Below are 20,587 nucleotides of genomic sequence, written 5' to 3'. Positions count from 1 at the left end.
TTCCTTTTCAGGCCGCTTTTTCCTTTGGAAGAAGCGGCCTGAAGCATTTTTTCTATTTTTTGCGCCGTAATTCTTGCGGCTTCTGTATTTTTTTTACTCTCTTTGTGCCCGTGAATGTAATGCTTGGAAAAAATTAATTCTTAGATAAAATAGCAATGAAAAAAAGATTGGATATTACACTTATCAAAAAAATGTTCCTCTTGTCCTTGTGGACCGTGCCGGTTGTTTCGCAGGCCGATGATATTGTCGTGGCGGACGGGATGTGGAAAATTACTTATATGGAAAGCGAGAAGGCTTTCCGTATCAACGTACTGAACGAAGGGGGGGCTGCGCGGAAGTGTGTCGTGAACCATTCGGTTTCGGTAGCCCGTTATGATAATGCCGAGGGGGTGGCACGCGAAGTGACAACGGCTTCGTTTGCCGATGTGGCCCGTGCGGAAGAAGCGGTGGATAATGAATTCGGTGCGGGCAAATGCTATACGTTTACGTTCAGCCGTCCGGACAATGGTGATGAAGTGACGATGAAGCAACGTTTTTATATTTATCCCGGCTTGGATTACATGCTGACGGACCTTTCTGTGGAGGGGGATGCCGCTATCCGAAGCAACTATTTGGCTCCTGTCTCTGTGGACGCAAATTATACGCTTTACATGTCCGATGATGGTAACCGCATGTTGAAAGTGCCGTTCGACAATGATGGTTTCGGGCGTTACGGAAAATACAAGATGAGTGGTGAAGTCATTTCGTATGAGGTTTCTGCGCTTTACGAAGGGAAGAGCCGGGAAGGGTTGGTTTTAGGTTCGGTGGATCATGATTTATGGAAGAGTGCCGTCAGTGCCAACTTGTCGAATAACGGGAGCGTGAACGAACTTCGTGTATATTCCGGTGTGTCGACTTCAGAAACGCGTGATGCCATTCCTCATGGCAAGGTGAAAGGGCCGGTCGTGACCTCTGCCCGTATGTTCGTGGGATATTTCGATGATTGGCGCGTGGGGATGGAGACATTTGCCGATGCCAACAACCTTGTGGCACCGCGTACCGAGACCTGGACATACGGCACGCCCTTCGGATGGCAGAGTTGGGGGGTGTTGGAAAGCAAGAACTCTTATGCCACGGATGTGGAAATTTCAGATTATTACCATGACGTGCTGACTCCGGCGGGCTTTTGCAACAGCCAAGGGAATATTATTTTTAGCCTTGACGCAGGCGATGGAATGAGCAATGTGGAGCATTTGAACTTTATCAACCAATGTAAGAAGAAAAACCAAATGGTAGGGTGTTACAGTACGCCGTTCTCCATGTGGAGCGGGGAGAACCCCAATTGGGACGATGTGTTAGGTACGGCTTCCGACGGGACGAAGTGGACGCGTTGGGATGTCGTGCTCAAGGCCAATGGCAAACCGATTTGGTATGACGGTGCGTATTGTATGGATCCTACGCATCCTTATACGAAAAGTGCCATGGCGAATTTCATACGTACGCAATATTCGTATGGGTTCAAGTATATCAAAATGGACTTTGTGAATTGCGGCATCATACAAGCTGATTCTTATTATAACCCGGAGGTGACTACGGCGGTGGCCGCTTATAGCGAGGGAATGGATTACATCCGCCGTCAAATGGATAAGTATGGCATGTTTGCCGCTTTTTCCATCGCTCCGCTCTTTCCTTACCAATATGCGAACTCCCGGCGCATCGCGTGTGACACATGGGGGTCTATCGAACAGACGGAATTCAGTATGAACGCCATCTCAGGCGGATGGTGGACCGACCGTCTTTTCCAATATAACGACCCCGACCATTTGGTGTTGGTGGGGAACAAGGACCAGTTGAACAATACTATTGGCGAGAACCGCGCCCGCTATACCAACGGGGCTGTGACAGGCATGATGCTCGTGGCGGACAACTTCAGCCTGAACGACCGTTCGGGGCAAGGTTGGGCGGAACGGTCGCGTGAAGTGGCGCAGACCGTGATGCTGAACAAGGACATCAATGAGATGGCAGACATGGGACGTTCTTTCCGTCCGGTATATGGTTACAAGGAGTATAACGGAAATGCGGACGGAGCGGAAAATTTCTTCATGTTCGATAACGATAAATATCTGTACGTAGCGGTGTTCAATTATCAGAAAAATGAGCTTTCGGGTAATATTCCATTGGATTTACTGGATATTTCTTCCGATGCTTTTTCCGAAGTGCGTGAGCTTTGGACGAATGAATTGATAAAAGTGGACGGGAACTTACCGTATAGTGTTCCAGAGAAAGATGTACGTGTGTACCGCTTTAAGAAAACGGGAGGCAGTGGAGTGAAAGACATGGAAAATGAAGCAATGGTTCGAACGAAAGTCGTACCCCTCGGAGGAAAGCGTTTGATGGTTTATTCCGGTAAAGATATGAATCGCATAGAGGTCTATGATATGCAGGGACGTCTGAACGGTACGAGAGACTTGTCAGGTCGTACCCAAATGGAATTGGACTTGCCACATTTCAACGGTATGGCTCTGGTGAGGATTCACTATGCTGATGGAACGAAAGAAGTCTGCAAAACTTTGGTATATTAAAAGATTGTGAAATAATTATATGAAAATGAGAAAGAAAGGAGTGATTTGTACGATGTGGTGTGCATGCCTGTTCCCGGCCATGGCGGCTATGGCAGAAGATGTGGTCATCAAGGCGGGAGATTTGCGCATCACGTACGTGGAGAATGGGAAACAATTCAATGTGGAGTATAACGGCGGGAAGGCTTACCGGCCCGTGTTCATGGGTTCTGTGCCGGAGGCTACGTACGACATCCATGGCAAGGACGGTTTCCGTATCAGTTCGGCTTCGTGTGCGGAGGCCGACTACCAGAAGCGTACGGTGAACGATGCCTTTGGAAAGGGGACGTGCCATGCGTTTGTCTTCTCATCGCCTGCCAGTGGCGATGACGTGACTCTTACACAAGAGTTTTACGTGTATGAGGGACGGGATTACGTGTTGACGGACGTGGTGCTGAAAGGGGATGCCTCCCTTCGTTCCAACTACCTTGCGCCCGTGGCGGTGGCTACGCCTTACGACCTGTATGCTCCGGCGCAGACGAACCGCATGTTGAAGGTTCCTTTCGACAATGACGGTTTCGTACGTTACCATAAGAACCGTCTGGCAGGCGACATGACCTCTTACGAGGTTTCCGCGCTTTATGCGGGAGAGAGCCGCCGGGGCATCGTGTTGGGTTCGGTGGAGCATAACCGTTGGAAGAGTGCCGTGGAGGTGAAAGCTTCGGGCGACAGCCGCGTGGAAGCGTTGAAGGTGTTCTCCGGGGTTTCAAATAAGGAGACGCGCGACGAGCTGCCGCATGGAAAGGTAAAAGGGCCGGAGGTGCGTTCGGCATTGATGTTCATCGGGGCTTTTTCCGATTGGCGCAATGGAATGGAGGAATATGCCCGGGCTAATACTTTGGTGCAGCCCATGCGTAAGACATGGAAGCGCGGCACGCCTTTCGGTTGGCAGAGCTGGGGCGTGATGTCGGACAAGAACAGCTATGATGTGGACGTGGCCGTATCCGAATACTTCAAAGAGACATTGAAACCGAATGGATTTTGCAACAGCCAAGGCATCAACGTGATGAGCATTGATGCATGGGATGGCATGAACAGCGAACAACGTACCCGGTTCTCGGAAGTGGTGAAGAAGAATGGGCAGGTGCCCGGTTCGTACGTCACGCCTTTCTGTTTGTGGTGGAACGAAGACATGTTGTACAGGAAGATTTGCGAAGGCAGCCAGTATACGGGGTATGAATGTGTGATTAAGGTGAACGGCAAACCGGCCAAGTTGGACGGCGCGTATTGCCTCGACCCCACGCATCCCGGAACGAAGGAATTTATCAGCCGTGAAGTGCAGAACAAGAAAAAAGAGGGATTTGAATACCTGAAAGTGGACTTTACCAGCAACGGTATGGTGCAGGCCGACTCCTATTATAATAAGGACGTGACCACGGCCGTGGAGGCTTATAACGAAGGTTTCTCCCACTTCATCAGCGAGGTGGACAAAGGCGAACCGATGTTCATCGCCCTTTCCATCGCTCCGATATTCCCTTATCAGTACGGGAACTCACGCCGCATCGCTTGCGACACTTGGGGCAAGATCGGACAGTCGGAATACAGCCTGAACGCCGTGTCGGGCGGTTGGTGGACGAATGAGTTCTACCAATATAACGACCCGGACCATCTCGTGCTGGTAGGAAACGATGCGGAGAAGGAAACGGAAGGCGAGAACCGTGCCCGTATCACCAACGGGGCCGTGTCGGGGATGGTATTGGTGTCGGACAATTACAGCTTGGAGGACAAGTCCGGACGTGGGGATGCCAAACTTTCCCGCGAACGCGCCCAAAAGATTTTGATGAACAAGGACGTGAACGAAATGGCGGATTTCGGACGTTCGGCCCGTCCGGTGTATGGCTATCGCGAATACAACGACAAGGGCGACGGAGCGGAGAACTGTTTCGTCTTGGATACGGAAAAGTATTTGTATGTGTCTGTCGTGAACTATAAAGACAACCGGATTGCCGGTAAGGTGGCTTTGGAGCGTTTGGGGCTTTCCCCGTCTTCTTTCTCCTCGGTAAAGGAGTTGTGGAGCAGTGCTGACGTGAAAGTCGGCAAGGACGGTCTGTCCTACGACGTGCCGGGCAAGGATGCCAAGATTTTCCGTTTCTTGAAAAAATAAGGAATACCGGTCATGAAAGCATTGTTTTCGATAATTTTAAGTGGCCTTATGTGTTTCTGCGTTCCCGCCGGGGCACAGGAACATATTGCCCGCGAATACATCGAATGGTCCGATGTCTGGTTGACGGGTGCCAACCAGACGGACAAGCCTCACGTCCTGTTGCTCGGCAACTCCATCACGAGAGGGTATCACCCCAAAGTCGAAAAGTTGTTGGAAGGCAAAGCCTACGTGGGGCGGCTTTCCGGTTCGAAGAGTGTGGGCGACCCTGCCTTGCTCGACGAGGTGGAGGCCATACTGAAGCACAACCACTTCGACGTGATTCATTTCAACAACGGCCTGCACGGTTTTGATTATACGGAGGAAGAGTATGCAAAAGCTTTTCCCGAGTATGTGGCGTTGCTCAGGAAGTATGCGCCCGATGCCAAACTAATTTGGGCCACAATCACGCCGGTACGGCAAGGTGAAGGGATGAAGGAGTTTGCCCCTATCACGGAGCGTATGAAGGCCCGTAATGCCATCGCGACGGAATATGTGAAGTCGCAGGGCATCGAGGTCAACGACTTGTGGAGCGTTGTGGCAGACCATCCCGAATATTATGCCGGGGGAGACGGAACGCATCCCGTGGATGCCGGATTCGATGCCTTGGCCCGGCAAGTGGCCAAAGTCGTGGAGGAGGCTTTGCCGAAGACGAAGTAGAGCGGTAGTAAAGGTTATTTTTATAAGCGTCCGGTTCTCATTTCCTTTTTGGGGCATGGGAACCGGATTTTCATTTTGTCAGAATGTCAATGTCAGGGGGCGAGATTGCTGTATCCGTCCGCTCGGCCGGAGTCTTCTGGAAATATTCGATTCTCGTGCAAGGAGGTGGAAGCGTATGGTCAGCGATATGCGGCTTTGGCTTGTCACGGAGTCTTCCGGATGCCTGATTTTACCGCGTGTGAATGGTTGAGGTGTAAACGTATGGCGGTGTTTTTCCGTCATCTTGATATTTGTTTTTTGTCGACGGAAATGTCCCAAATAGAGGAAAAACGCCCCGGAAGCGTACGTTTGTGTCCCGTTTTCAGGCCGTTTTTCAGCCGGTGTGCAGAGGTTGCCGGAATGACGTGCGGAGAAAAAAAGTGTTTTTTCAGCCAAACGGTTTTTCGTTTGGCTGAGATTGATTCGCAATTTTGCTTAACAAAATAAAAAATAGAGCCTGAATTGTAAAAATCTGTATTCAAGAATGTGCAGGAAAACGTATGGAACAGCTTTATGCCGTGCTTTTCTTTATTCCAATAAGTCCTGTTCTCCTTTCATTTTGTCTGCCGGAACTCGAAAAGGATGACGTTGTGATATTTGTCAGATGATAAGGAGACGGCGCGTGTATTTGCCGGAGCAGAAGAAAATGAAAAACGATGGAACCGTTAAAAGAGCTAAACGATTCGCGCTCTTTTGTTGTAAAGTGTAAATGACACACTCATGAGAGCTAAAAGAGAAACATTTAATTCTCATACGGTATTATTTGCGTTATGACGGGGCCGATACGGGTGTTTGTTGCTGCTATGAACTGTATTTTTTAAATTTTGATGCATCTGTCTATTTCCAAATGACCTAATATCCGCTAAATTTGTATTGCCGAAAGGAAGAAAAGTAGGCGGTGTGAAATATTAAAAAGTATAAATCTCTAATACTAAACAGATGCATGCGGAAAGAAATGTAAAGCAGGTCATGAGGTGGTGCCTATACATCGTGTTAGGCTTTCCTTTGTTGAATTCATGCAAGGATGACTATATTTACGATAATGAGGAGCCGAGTTGGTTAGGTGCCAATATTTATGAATATTTGGAGTCGAGCGGACAGTTTGACTGCTATTTGGCGTTAGTGAACGATTTGGGATATAAGGAGACCTTGAGGCTTACAGGGAGTAAGACCATGTTTCCGGCTAATGACGAGGCTTTTTCCCGTTATTTCCTTTCAAAGGGACTTACAGGCGACGGGCCGGCACTGATTCACAAGATGTCGGCTTCGGAAAAGCGTTATTTGTTCAATTCCTCTATGCTGAATATGACTTACTTGAGTCACATGTTGGCCAATGTTTCTTCAAACGACCAGGGGATTGGGGAAGGCATCGCTTTGAGGCGTGCAACGTCTGCCTCTTATTTAGACAGTATTTCTTTTGTGAAGCCGGACGCGTTGCCGAAGACTGCTTTTTGGAATCGTTTCCGCGAACGCAAGGGAGCTTATTTGGCTGACAACGGTTCTAAAATGGCATTATATTGGACACCGGAATTCTTTTCGACTTCCGGCCTGACAGAAGCCGATTGGGCGGTAATCATGAAAGGTGAGGAAGGCAAGCCCTATGACACTCAAGGGTTTTATGTGAATGACGCGCATGTGGAATCCAATCGGAAGGACGTGACCTGCAAGAACGGTTATTTGCATATTGCGGACGACGTAGTGGCTCCCGCCCCCAATATGTCGGAAGTCATCAATTCGACGGCGGGGATGCACACTTTTGCGAGTCTGATGGAAAAGTTTGCTTATCCTTATTATGACGGGAGCGTGGACGATGCCGTGAAGGCTTATTACGGGGCGGGGAATATCAGTGATTCCGTGTTTGTGAAGCGTTACTTTAACCTGACGGATTTTTCTTCCGACCCGGAGGGCAAGGTGGATATTACGGGTTACGGGACATTGGCTTTCGACCCGTCGAATAATGTGTATGGCGGGAATACGGACATGGGTGTCATGTTCGTCCCTTCCGACGCGGCCATGAAAGATTATTGGGAATCTCCGCGCGGACAGTTCTTACGGGATTCTTACGCCGGATGGGACGAGGTGCCTACGAATGTCATTTCGGTTTTCCTGCAAAACCATCAGCGTTTGTCCTTCTTGACTTCCTTGCCTCATAATTGGGATATCATGACGGATAATGCCGGTTTTGAGATGTCCGTGAAGGAAGAGGATGTACAAAAGGCATACATCGCATGCAACGGTATCGTGTATATGACGGATAAGGTTTATCCGCCCGTGGATTATCAGGCCGTGTACGGTCCGGTGTTGACGGCCGACACGACAACCACCATGTCTGCGGCCATTAAAAATGATGACATGGATGACGTGAACAACCTGAAATACCACCTTTACCTGCGCTCCATGGATAACCAATACAACTTGCTTGTCCCGACAGACGATGCCATGGCGAACTACCGGGATCCCATCACGTGGGCGCTTTGGGCGAATGAAGGAGTAGACAAGCGGGAAATCTGGTCTTTTTATGTGAAGATGGGAAAGGTCGTTGCGGACGTGTACGACACGAACGAAGACGGCTCGAAAGGAACCCTTTTGCGGACAGTCGGGGCTGATGCCTTGGATACGGAAGGGGCAGAAGAGGTCGCCAACCGCTTGCAAGACATATTGGACATGCACATCGTGGTGGCCGATAATGAAGACGAACCGCTTTCCGGTTTCATCGATGAGGGCACTTTGCCGTATGTGCTGACAAAGGGCGGCTCCGTGCTCGCGCTTTCCGGAACAGGCGAGCAGGTGAAAGTCCAAGGAGGCGGTGACATGGAATTAGGATTGCCTGAGGCAGAGGTTGTTACTTTGGAGAAAGACCACAGGAAAGCACGGTATGAGATGGACAATGGCCGTACATTCTTTATCGACCGGATATTGCAGGACCCTTTCAAGTCGGTCTATTATACGATGACTGCCAATGAAGATTATCGTGCATTTTTTGATTTGTTGGTCGGGAATGACGATGTCTTTTTGTCTTTGGCCGATAACGAAGACTATAAAGACATAGAGCCGATTTTTGAGACTTCCGAGGGGGAGAACAGCAAGATGTCCGGCATAGGACCGGTAGTGACTTCCTTTAATAATTTCCGCTATACCGTGTTGGTGCCTACGCGTGCTGCCTTGGAAGAGGCTTTCCGTGACGACCCCGACCTGCATACATGGGACGAAATCAGTGCCCAGGCGGATTTGGATGTGAAAGCAGATTGGACACGCTACTTGTTGAACTTCCTGCGCTTCCATTTTATAGACGGCATGTTGCCGGTGAGCGGAGTTTCTTACCAAGGCAAGGCTTATCCGACCGCCGCGCGGGATGATAAGGGAATCTTTGTGTATGTCAAAGCGAGCAGTGACGGTAGCGGCATCACTTTCGAGCCGGAAAACGGGAACGGAGAAAAACAACAAGCCAAGGTCATCACATCGAATCAAGAGGATTATAATGTATTGACCCGTGACTATATCGTGAACGACAACGACTATACGTTGGCCACTCAAATCTTATCTTCGTCAAAAGCTGTATTGCATTTGGTGGACCATGCGATTAATTATCAAAAATAGACTTTAAATAAAAGATTATGAATAAGGTATATGCTATATTATTGTGGTTTGCATTGCTTTTCTTTCACAATGGGCTGTTTGCCCAAAACGGAGGCGTGATAGTGACCGGAAAGGTGTATGCGGAAGACGAACCTGAAGGCTTTATCGGGGCTACCGTGATAGAACAAGACAAGAATGGCCGTATTTACTCTTCGGCTTTGACCGATTTCAACGGGAACTTTTCTTTGAAGATCAAGAACCCCAACAACTCCTTGAATTTTTCTTTTGTCGGGTATAAGAAATTGACCTTGCCCATAGGGAACAAACGCAGGTTCGATGTGAAACTGGAATCGCAGAACGTGATGAAGGAAGTCACTGTGAAAGCCTCCAAATTAGTGGGAGGAGGCGGTTTGGCCATACCGGAACGGGAATATTCCGGAGCCATGCAGAAGTTTAACACGAAAGCTATCGAAGGGGTGTCTGTGGCTTCCATCGACGATGCCTTGCAGGGGCGTATTGCCGGACTGGACATTGTGGCGAACTCGGGAGACTTGGGCAGTGGTTCCGTGATGCGTATCCGTGGTATCACTTCCATCAATTCCAATTCGCAACCTTTGATTCTGTTGAATGGTATCCCCTTTGAAAGCAATATCGACGCTTCTTTCGACTTTGCTTCGGCCGACCAGGAACAATTTGCTTCCTTACTGTGCATCAGTCCGGACGATATAGAAGAGATTACGGTGTTGAAGGACGGTGCGGCAGCAGCTATCTGGGGGTCTCGCGGAGCCAATGGTGTGATTGATATTACGACGAAAAAAGGTGTGACGGGACCTACACGGGTGAGTTATTCTTACCGTTTCTCGGGGTTGGAGCAGCCTGAAGGCACCAAATTGCTGAATGGCGACGATTATACGATGCTGATGAAGCAGGCTTACTTCAACCGGAACCAGGAAGATTGCAATATCCCGGAATATAGTTACGACAAGGCGCAGTTTGTGAATGCGTACGGGACAGCCCAGGACTTTGAGAACTTCAACAACAATACAGATTGGGTGGACGAAGTTTCCAAATACGGCTTTACGCACGACCATAACCTTTCGGTCAGCGGAGGAGGTGAAAAGGCGAAGTTCAGGGCTTCTTTCGGATACTACAAGCAGACGGGTACCATCATCGGGCAGGAGCTGCACCGCTTTTCCAACCGGATGAACTTGGAGTATGCCGTGTCCTCCCGTCTGAAGTTCTTTACGGAATTTGCCATCACTTACACGGACAATGACAAGAACAATGAGGAGGGCGGAAACCTGTTGGACATCGCCCGTAAGAAGATGCCAAACGCTTCTGTCTTCCGGCAAGACAAGAACGGGAACAATACGGATGTCTATTTTAATATCGCGCAAAATACCCAGTTGAATGACGACCAAAGGGATTTGAAGAACCCTGTAGCGATGGCATACTTGGCTTCGTACCAACAGACGAACATGCGTATCATGCCGACATTACGTTTGCAGTATGATTTCCTGGATCCGGCGGGCACCGCCAAGTTGCGTTATGCCGGTTATGTCAAGTTCGATTCGGAGAACGTGAAGGATACGAAGTTCCTGCCACGTGAAACCACGTCCAAGAACTGGAACGATGGAAGCGTGAACAAGTCTTATAGTAAGGAGTCTGAGGCCGTATCCATTTATACAGACCATAATATCACTTGGCAACCGGACCTCGGGGAGCGGCAGTCTTTGATGTTGTATGCCGGTTGGCAGATGGATATATCAAACTCCCAGTACCAGGAGTTTGAACGGTACGGTTTGGCTTCTACTGTGGGGACGGATGTGACTTCCGAGGGACACTTGAATACGTTTAACAGTGGGAAGAGCGAAGGGCGCAACATGGCCTTCCTGTTCCGTGGGCATTATTTCCTGTTGGACCGTTATATTCTGGACTTGACCGCCCGTTGGGATGGCAGTTCCCGCTTCGGCCCCGGCAACCGGTGGGGATTTTTCCCGGCTGTTTCCGGAAAGTGGCTTATTTCCGAAGAGAAATTCATGGACTTTGCCGACAACTGGATGTCTGAGTTCGCCTTACGTTTGGGTTGGGGAGTGACGGGTAACCGGCCGGATTATGAATATTTGTATTTAAGCCGCTACAACAGTTACGGTTCGAATTATATCGACTTGCCCGCCATCAAGCCCTCTTCATTGCAACTGACGAACTTGAAATGGGAGCGTTCTACTTCTTATAACTTGGGCGTGGACCTGACCTTGTTCGACTGGCGTTACAAACTGGTGGCCAATGTCTACCATCGCCGTACGGAAGATTTGTTGTTTAAGGACCAGAAGATTCCTTCTTCCACCGGATTCGGGTCGGTGTCGTATGTCAATGCGGGAACGATGGACAACGACGGTTGGGAGTTGGAGTTCAGTACCAATAACATGGTGAAGCGTGGAGACTGGGCTTTGGACTTGAGCCTTAACTTCTCCAATTATGTGAATACCATCATTGAGTTGGACGAGAATGTGCTGAATAATTACAATCCGGATTTCAACTATACCAATGGAGGATACTTGACCCGCTTGCAGATTAACAACTCTTTCGGTTCCATATATGGCTTCAGGTATAAAGGCGTATACCAATATGATAAATATCAGCCCGATAATCCAAACGCTACGGCTCCGGTCGTACGCGACGAGAATGGGAATGTGGTCTTGGACGGAAAGGGGGAAACCATCCCCATGTATTTTGCCTACGGGACTTCAAATGCTTACCGTTTCCGTGGAGGAGATGCCATTTATGAAGATGTCAACCATGACGGTACCATCGACGAACTGGACATCGTGTATCTGGGTAATTCCAATCCGAAGTTTGACGGGGGATTCGGCGCGACGTTGCGTTGGAAGCGACTGACATTGAACATGTTCTTCAATTACCGTGTAGGTGGAAAAATCATCAATTACGGGCGCATGGATGCAGAAAACATGTACTCCACCAATAACCAGTCCATCGCAACGAACTGGCGTTGGCGCAAGGATGGCGACATGACGGAAATTCCCCGTGCGCTTTATCAGTACGGTTATAACTATCTGGGCAGTGACCGTTTTGTGGAAGATGGTTCGTTCCTGCGTTTCAAACAGTTGACGTTGAGCTATTCTTTCGATCCGAAGATGTTGAAAAAGGCTCATCTGAATACGTTGAACTTGTCTTTGACCTTGAATAACCTCTTGACCGTGACCAAATATACGGGGGCAGATCCGGAAATATCACCTAATAATATAGGAGTGAGCGAGGATAAGAACAGGACTCCGCGTTCCCGTTACTTTACTTTCGGTTTAACGGTGGGCATTTAACTTAAAAAATGGTAGAAATGAAAAAGTTTTTTTTGAAAATACGTGCTTTATTCTTGCTTCCTGTTTTGGGAATGACAGTGGCTTGTGACGATTGGTTTACTTTGCTGCCCCAGTCGGAAATGGTGGCAGAGGATTTTTGGAAAGATGAGCAGGACGTGCTGAGTGGAGTCGGGGCTTGTTACAGGGCGATGAACGAAGACGGCTTTATGAGGCGGCTTATCGTGTGGGGAGAAGTCCGTTCGGACAATGTAGTGCCGGGGACGGGTTCGGATACCGATTTGGGGTATATCTTAAATGCCAATATCAACGCCGCTAACGGATACGTAAAATGGGGCGAGGTATATACCGTGATAAATATCTGCAATACCTTAATCAAGAATGCTCCTGTGGTACGTGAGTATGATTCTGATTTCACGGAGGCTCATCTGAAGCAATATTTGGCAGAAGCCAAGACCATACGTGCCTTTTGTTATTTCACTTTGGTGCGGGCGTTTAATAATGTCCCATACGTGGAGGAGCCTTACCTTGATGATACGCGTGCTTATGAGGTGGCACAATCTTCTTGTGAAAGTATTTTGGATACTTTGATTACCGATTTGAAGTCCATAGAAGACTTTGCGGTGAAAGAATATCCGGACAATGACGGTTATAATAAAGGTAGGGTTACACAAAAGGCGGTTTGGGCTTTACTGGCCGACATGTATTTATGGTTGAATGATTATGAGAACTGCGTGGCTTACTGCGATAAGATATTGGCATCGAGGGATAATCCCCTGACTTTGTTGCCTTCGTCCAATTTCTCTAATGCTTTGTTTTACAGTGGAAACTCGGATGAAAGTATTTGGGAATTGCAGTTCGATAATAATACGCAGAACGGGGCGGTCCGGACTTTTTACGGAGGAACGGACGTGAATGCCTTGTTGTCGGCCTACGATTTGAGTGCCGGTTCGGATTTCTTCGGAGGACTGGATTTAAGGCACGTACAAGGATATGCTGGCGATGGCTTGTATTCCATAAAAAAATATGTGGCATATTGCAGTGCACAGGATTATGAAAACCCGCTGTTCAGCTTTGGGGACGGGTCGAACAACTGGATTTTTTACAGGCTTCCGGATGTCTACCTGATGAAGGCCGAAGCATTGGCTGAAATCGGTGGTGCCGCCAATCTGGAAGAGGCCGTGGACTTGGTTTCATATACCTATGACCGTGCCCATCCGGACTTGGAGGAAGGCAGTTTGAAAGGGAAATACACGAACCAGTCGGAAGTCCGTAACCTGGTCTTCGACGAACGTCAGCGTGAGTTCCTTTTTGAAGGGAAGCGCTATTTCGACCTTGTGCGGCGTATGCGCAGGGAAGGGTCTCCCACGAATATCGTAAATACTTATTTGATGCGCAAATATACGTCTATGAGTTTGGACGAGACAACTGTGAGAAGTAAACTTGACGATAAGGATGCCATTTACTTTCCTATTCACGAAGAGGAGCTTCGGGTGAATCCATTGTTGGTACAGAATAGGTTTTATATGGCTTCTGAAGATATTTCTAAAAACTGAAAATTATGGATATGGATAAAAGATATTTGTCAGCCATTAAAGCATGGGCAGTGGGTTTGCTGTTTGCTTGTGTCGGCGGTCTGTCATCCTGCAACAGCGATGATATCAAGGAAGATGCGATGTACACTTTTACGGGAGAGACTGTGGCTTCGTTCTGTGAGAAGACTCCGGAGTTGTCCCTCTTCTATAAACTAATGGATGAGTGTGGGGAAACGGCTTTGTTGGAAGTGTACGGGCATTTTACCTGTTTTGCGCCTACGAATGATGCGATTAATAAATATCTGACAGAAAAGGGCCTGTCATGGGACGGCCTGAGTTCGGAACAGAAGCAGAAGATTGTCTATAACAGTGTCATACGTAATGCGACCAAAGAAATCTTAGTGGATGAATTTGAAGAAGGCGCATTGTCTGAACCCACGTTGTCCGATCGGTATTTACTTATATCCTTCGGTAAGGAAGGGGAAGAACGGCGTATTTACGTCAATGAAAAGTCTACGCTTATCAGTGGGGACCACGAAGTGCATAACGGGGTTGTCCATATTGTAGATGAAGTTATCGAACCTTCCGAGAAGACTTTGTTGGAGACGCTGAAGGCACACGGAGGGTTTGAACTTTGGGCCGAAGCCTACGAGGCTTCCGGTTGGGCGGATGAAATGACGGAGCTTTATGACCCTGATTATGTGAATAGTTTTAATACGGATCGGTACCAGATAATCGGGTTGGTATTGGCTGTGCCGGAAAAACTGAAGTTAGGTTATACGTTGTTTTGTGAGCCGGATGAACTGCTGAAACAAAATGGGATAACGGACCTTTCCAGTATGGAGAATTATGCCAGGACGTATTATGGTTCGGAAGATTTGGGAAACTATAAAAGCAAAAACAATCCTTTGAACCGTTTTATAGCCTATCACATGCTGAACCGCCAAATGGCCACCAACTCGTTTTTATACACGGGTGAAACGACTAATCCCGATTATGCCAATGAACGGACGGAGTATTATGAGACGATGTACACTTATCGTTTGATAAAAATCAAGGCCGGCAACAGGCTCAATGCCAAAAACAGCGATAATACTTCGTTAAGGGTGATTGAGAAGGAAAGCAACGTAGATGCGATCAACGGTTTCATACATACTTTGGACGGCATATTGGTATATGACGAAGAAGTCATGGAGAAGGATGTGCTGCATGAAAGAATCCGTTTCGACTTCTTTGCTTGCATACCTCATCTGACGAACAACAATATACGTTGGAAGTGTTATAGCAGTACGCGCCCGGAGGGTACAAGCGGATATACGGTGACGCCTGAATTCTGTGGAGAGTATTTCACTTATAATGATGCGGGAGTTTGTGTGTTTCAGGCAGAAGATTCTTGGGCCGATTATCAAGGGGACGAATTGGTGATGCAGGAAAGCTATGATTTTACGTTGCGTATGATTCCGTTGCCTCCCGGTGACTATGAAATGCGTATCGGTTATAACTCCGGCGGTACGCGTGGAATGGGGCAGATGTATGTGGACGGGAATATTGCAGGTACTCCTGTGGATTTGAGAATCAACGGCGATGACCCTCGCGTGGGTTGGGTAAAGGACAGCGAAACCAATGACGACGGGGTAGAGAATGACAAGATGATGCGCAACCGGGGATACATGAAAGCACCGGAAGCTCTATGGTATTGGCACGGAGGATGGGATAATGTGCCCATGCGCGACGTAAGTTTTGCTTTGCGTTACATCGTGGGACAGTATCACTTTGAGGAATATGGAGCGCATACGTTCCGTGCAAGGAGTGTGGACTTTAAGGGGCGTGGTTTTCAATTAGACTATATTGAATTTATTCCTACGGATATGATTAGGGATGAAGGACGTGATTAAATAAGGAAATGGACGTATGAGATATAAAGGTATAATTTGCCTGATATTAGGCATCGGAGGTTCAATCGTTTCTTGTAACGATGATTGGGATGAACATTACAGCCGTAACGGAAGCATCCCTGAGGTAAGTTTAATGGATATGATTCTTAATGATAGCCAGTTGACCAAGTTCAGTCAAATCCTGATGAAGACGGGTGCGGACTCTTTGTTGGGCTCGACACAGACTTACACGGTTTGGGCACCTGTCGATGAAGCACTGTCTTCTGTGGACATGGATGACGAGGCAGCGTTGCAACGGATGGTAAAGAACCACATAGCCCGTTATTCCAATTCGACTGCGACAGAAGCCGGGAAGTCCATATACATGTTGGATGGAAAGGTCATGTCGTACGAGTCGGCAGATGTATTCAACGGCATATCCATTGTGCAGAAGGATATATTGGCACAAAACGGAGTCTTGCACAAGTTGAACGACACGATCCCTTATCGTTATAACTTTTGGGAGTATATTTCCACTCAAGAGAATTATTCGAAGATATATGGTTTTATAAACCAGTTTTCGGAGAAAATATATGTTCCGGGAGAAAGCAATCAGAAGGATTCTGTTTTTAAAGACTATAACCGGCTGTTGCAGGATTATTATTTTGGGATAGGATGGATTCACGATGAAGATTCCGTGTACACCATGATCTTGCCGGACAATGAAGCTTGGGATAAAGCGTATGAACAGGTCAGTCCTTATTTCAAAGTTTATAATGCCGATGAGGCTGTGGCGGATTCTATCACGAGAGTGCAGACTGGGCAGGCCATTGTGTATGGATTGACCTTCGGCGGTCGGATAACAGATCCCGGAAGTGCTGATTCGTTGGTCACTGTAACCGGAAGCGTCATACGGAATACGAAAGATTATTTTGCCGGGTATCGGCAAGAACCGGCTTCCAACGGCTTGATGTTTTTGGCTGACGGGAATCTCCATCTGGATGATACGTGTGTGTGGAACCAGCCTATAATAGTGGAAGGTGAAGATCTTGACCGACGTTTGGTTACGGCTTCAGGTACTTCAGCCTATGTACGGGATGTTGACGGAACCAGTGTGGTAAAGGGGATTAGTGAAAACAGTTACCTGGAAGTGTCCGGGTCTTCCTTGAATCCGGGCGTGACATTCGATATTCCCAATGTATTGGCTACCCAATATGATATTTATGTCGATTTCGTTCCTCCTGCGATTGACGGCAACAGCCGTGCGACGGAAAAGACTTGTCTGTCTTATAGGATGAAGGTGGAACAGGAAAACGGTAGGACTAAATATGAAAGCCGTCAGGGGAAAAATGACGAGGAACTGATTGTTGGAGGAGACAGCGTGGGAGATGTCTATATGAAGACGGTGAAAGTGTGGAGCGCATATCAATTCCCGACCTCCGATTTTTACGATGCAATGTGGTATTTGGATGAAGACAACGCCGACAAGGTGAATGAGATATCCCCGAAGACAACATTGGAGATTAAGACTAACGTGTCACCATCGGAGTTGAATGTAAAGTATGTACGGCGGTTTAGGATAGACCGTATCAGGTTCGTTCCTGCAAAAAATAATTAGAAACTCATTAAAGCGTAAGTATGATGACTAATATATCAAAATACCATTCAGTAAAAGTGATAAGTGCCGTGATGGGACTTGTCGTGTTGTCGGAGCTTGCCGTAGCACAGGATTTGGGAAAAAATGATAGTGTTTCGGTGAGGACGGAGAAAACGGACATGCCCTATAAAGTGAAAGGACGGATAATAGATGCTGTGACGAAAAAGGGATTTGCCGGCGCACGTGTGACGACCCCTAACCTGAATGTTTCTGCCATGACGGATGAGAACGGAAATTATGAGATTGGAGTGCCGGACTTGTCGGTAGCACTTTATGTAGAGGCACCCGGATATTCAAGGCAAGTCGTGCCGGTGAAAGGGCGCAATGAAGTCGATGTGTCATTGTTTACGGTATCCGGACATGCGTACTATGACGACGGAATGTCGGTGTCGGACGGTGAAGCCGTGGTGGATGGGTTTACATCCGGAACTTTGAGCATGACCGATGACATGACATCGTTGTTAAACGGCCAGTTGCGTGCTATTTCCCACTCGGGGGATCCCGGTAGCAGCTCCTCATTCTTTATCAGGGGATATAATTCCGTGAACCTTTCTGCCCAACCCCTATTCGTGGTGGATGGCGTGATATGGCAGATGCAGGATCAAGTAGCCAGTGCTGTGGACAATTATTATAATAACCCTTTGACCTTGCTTGACCCTTCGGATATTGAGAAAGTCACGATTTTAAAGAACGGTTCTGCGGTCTGGGGAGCCAAGGGGGCAAACGGCGTAGTACTGATAGACACGAAACGTGCACGTGAAATGGCCACCCAGATAGAAGCAAATATTTCAATGGGATTTCAGACACCTTTTGAAAGTCTGCCTCTGATGGGGGCGGCAGCCTATCGGCGTTATGCGACAGATATCATGTCCGGCATGAAACGTGATGAGGTTGAGGGATTCCAGTTTACCAATGACGACCCGACCCGTTCGTTTTACCGTGCGGTACACAACGATACGAAATGGACGAATGAAATCAACAAGACATCTTTTATCCAAAACTATGGCGTTTCGGTGGCCGGTGGAGATGATATAGCATTGTATCGTTTTTCCTTGGGATATGCCAAGAACGACGGGAACATAGACGGAACGAGTTTCAACCGTTTGAACGTACGTTTTAATTCAGATATCAAATTGACGGAGGATTTTAAAATCCAGACCGACATTTCTTATGCGCAAACAGGGCATAAGGTTGTCTTTGAAGGATTGGACGGCATGCGTTCGCCTTATTTCCTGTCATTGGTGAAATCCCCGTTGTATGCTCCGTGGCAGTACAACGACAATGGGACGTTCAGCGGGCGTTTGACGGATGTCGACGAACTGAATGTCGGCAACCCCTTGGCGTTGACAGGCGAAGATGTTCCCGAGTTGGATAAATATCGTTTTAATTTGAACTTAAGACCGAGCTATCAGATAACGGACCGTTTGGAAGTTGCCGCTTTGTTCGGGATTTCTTATGATAAAGAAAATGAAAACCTCTTTATCCCGGATGCCGGTGTTTCCAATGAGCCGTTGTATAATGATAGGGGAGAGATTTACGCCACGGCATTGAATGAAGTGCGTAACCTTATGGCCCGGCAGACTTCTATGTCGGTGGACGGTTATTTGGCATGGCAGATTCTGAAAGACTGGCGGCATGATTTGAATGCGCGTATAGGAGGCCGTTTCTACAATACTTATTATCGTTATACCATGGGGCAAGGGTATAATACGGGAAACGACTATATGACCGCACTTTCCAATACAAACAGCGACCTTCGCACGTTGACCGGTCATGAATATACGGACCGGAACACGGCTTGGTATTTTAATGCGGATTATGCTTACCGGCACCGTTACTTTTTCAATGTAGGCATGTCTTTGGAAACGTCTTCGCGTTTTGGCCGCGAAGCCGGAGGATTGGATTTATTTGGTGTTTCCTGGGGCTATTTCCCGTCTGTCTCTGGGGCTTGGTTGGTTTCATCGGAAAAGTTCATGCGGAATGTGGATTTCGTCAATAATCTTAAAGTTCGTGTGGCTTATACCATGTCGGGCAACGACAACCTTCCGCTTTTCGCCAATAGGAGTTATTTTACGTCTACGTCTTTTGTTAAAGATGCCACGGGGTTGGTTTTGGCTAATATCGGCAATGAGAAATTGAAATGGGAAACAACGGCAAGAACCAATATCGGTCTGGATTTTAGTATGTTTTCGAATCGTTTGGCTGTGAATGCCGATGTCTTTTTCTCTCGCACTAAAGACTTGGTGACACGCAGGCCGTTGAACGATGAAGCGGGGTTGGAATACTTTTGGGACAATAACGGGGAATTGAAGAATAATGGTTTGGAAGTAGCCGTGAAAGTCCGGGCGTTGGATATGCGTGACTTTAAATTAAACATCGGGGCGACAGTCGGACATTATAAAAACGAGGTGACATCCTTGGAAAATGGAAGTTTCATTACCGAAGTATGTGACGGACAAGTGCTGACAGAAGTCGGTCGTCCGGTTGGTGTATTTTATGGTTATCTTACGGACGGGGTCTACTCTACTTCGCAGGAAGCGGCAGAAGCCGGTCTGGCCATTCTTTCTTCTTCTGGACAGCGCGTGCCCTTCCAAGCCGGCGATATACGTTTTATAGATGTGAAAAAGGATGGAATCATCAATGAGGAGGACCGGGTGGTAATAGGTGATCCGAATCCGGACATTTACGGAAACTTCGACCTGAATTTCCAATGGAAGAACCTGGAGTTGGGAGCATTGTTTACTTATTCGTTGGGGAATGACGCTTATAATGCCTTGCGTGCCAGTTTGGAGTCGGGAAAGAGTTTGTATAACCAGTCTGTCTCCATGGAAAACAGATGGATGGCCAATGGGCAGCAAACGGATATTCCTCGTGCTACTTATGATGACCCTATGGGGAACTCACGCTTTTCGGATCGTTGGATAGAAGATGCGTCGTATTTGAAGTTCAAACGTTTGATGCTTACTTACCATGTCCCGATGCGGCAGAATTTTATTCAAAGCCTTTCCGTGTGGGCAGCCGTGAACAACGTTTGTACGTTGACGAAGTATTTGGGTGTAGATCCGGAGTTTTCTTATAGTACATCTGTATTGGGACAGGGCATTGACGGAGGATTGACCCCTCAGTCCAGGTCTTTCCAATTAGGTGTGAATATCAATTTATAATGTAAAAATG

10 protein-coding genes are annotated in these 20,587 nt (G+C 47.7%); 9 read left to right on the top strand and 1 reads right to left on the bottom strand.

The window, feature by feature from the left end; genetic code table 11:
- The first annotated feature begins 155 nt into the window (after positions 1–155).
- The 3 genes from E0E47_RS10545 to E0E47_RS10535 are packed head-to-tail and all read left to right on the top strand — an operon-like array spanning position 156 to position 5,397.
- Positions 156–2,561, top strand: coding sequence for an alpha-galactosidase (locus E0E47_RS10545; RefSeq protein WP_130893628.1), 2,406 nt, complete (start codon positions 156–158; stop codon positions 2,559–2,561).
- A gap of 25 nt (positions 2,562–2,586) precedes the next feature.
- The gene (locus tag E0E47_RS10540; protein WP_232038410.1) at positions 2,587–4,701 is read left to right on the top strand and encodes a hypothetical protein; all 2,115 of its coding nucleotides are present in this window, start codon (positions 2,587–2,589) and stop codon (positions 4,699–4,701) included.
- Positions 4,702–4,713: 12 nt separating this feature from the next.
- Positions 4,714–5,397 (top strand): SGNH/GDSL hydrolase family protein, encoded by a 684-nt coding sequence (locus E0E47_RS10535; RefSeq protein WP_008626488.1) that lies wholly within the window; start codon positions 4,714–4,716, stop codon positions 5,395–5,397.
- A gap of 78 nt (positions 5,398–5,475) precedes the next feature.
- Here the strand turns inward: E0E47_RS10535 and E0E47_RS17330 are convergent, their stop codons facing one another.
- Positions 5,476–5,832, bottom strand: coding sequence for a hypothetical protein (locus tag E0E47_RS17330; protein WP_172604689.1), 357 nt, complete (start codon positions 5,830–5,832; stop codon positions 5,476–5,478).
- A gap of 573 nt (positions 5,833–6,405) precedes the next feature.
- Between E0E47_RS17330 and E0E47_RS10525 the strand changes: the two genes are divergently transcribed.
- Genes E0E47_RS10525 through E0E47_RS10500 form a run of 6 tightly spaced genes read left to right on the top strand, consistent with a single transcriptional unit; the run spans position 6,406 to position 20,577 of the window.
- Positions 6,406–9,033 (top strand): hypothetical protein, encoded by a 2,628-nt coding sequence (locus E0E47_RS10525; RefSeq protein WP_232038409.1) that lies wholly within the window; start codon positions 6,406–6,408, stop codon positions 9,031–9,033.
- A 17-nt stretch (positions 9,034–9,050) separates the two neighbouring features.
- Complete coding sequence (locus E0E47_RS10520; protein WP_130893624.1) at positions 9,051–12,350, top strand: SusC/RagA family TonB-linked outer membrane protein; 3,300 nt, start codon at positions 9,051–9,053, stop codon at positions 12,348–12,350.
- Between the two features lie 8 nt (positions 12,351–12,358).
- On the top strand, positions 12,359–13,903 hold the full coding sequence (locus E0E47_RS10515; protein ID WP_130893623.1) for a RagB/SusD family nutrient uptake outer membrane protein: 1,545 nt from the start codon (positions 12,359–12,361) through the stop codon (positions 13,901–13,903).
- A gap of 11 nt (positions 13,904–13,914) precedes the next feature.
- The gene (locus E0E47_RS10510; RefSeq protein ID WP_232038407.1) at positions 13,915–15,777 is read left to right on the top strand and encodes a fasciclin domain-containing protein; all 1,863 of its coding nucleotides are present in this window, start codon (positions 13,915–13,917) and stop codon (positions 15,775–15,777) included.
- 16 nt (positions 15,778–15,793) lie between these two features.
- Entirely contained in the window at positions 15,794–17,374 is a 1,581-nt protein-coding gene (locus tag E0E47_RS10505) for a fasciclin domain-containing protein (protein WP_130893622.1), read from the top strand.
- Positions 17,375–17,394: 20 nt separating this feature from the next.
- On the top strand, positions 17,395–20,577 hold the full coding sequence (locus E0E47_RS10500; protein ID WP_130893621.1) for a SusC/RagA family TonB-linked outer membrane protein: 3,183 nt from the start codon (positions 17,395–17,397) through the stop codon (positions 20,575–20,577).
- The last annotated feature ends 10 nt before the right edge of the window (positions 20,578–20,587 follow it).

The sequence above is a fragment of the Paraprevotella xylaniphila YIT 11841 genome (assembly GCF_900683745.1).
Taxonomy (GTDB): domain Bacteria; phylum Bacteroidota; class Bacteroidia; order Bacteroidales; family Bacteroidaceae; genus Paraprevotella; species Paraprevotella xylaniphila.
This window is presented reverse-complemented; position numbering and strand designations above follow the sequence as displayed.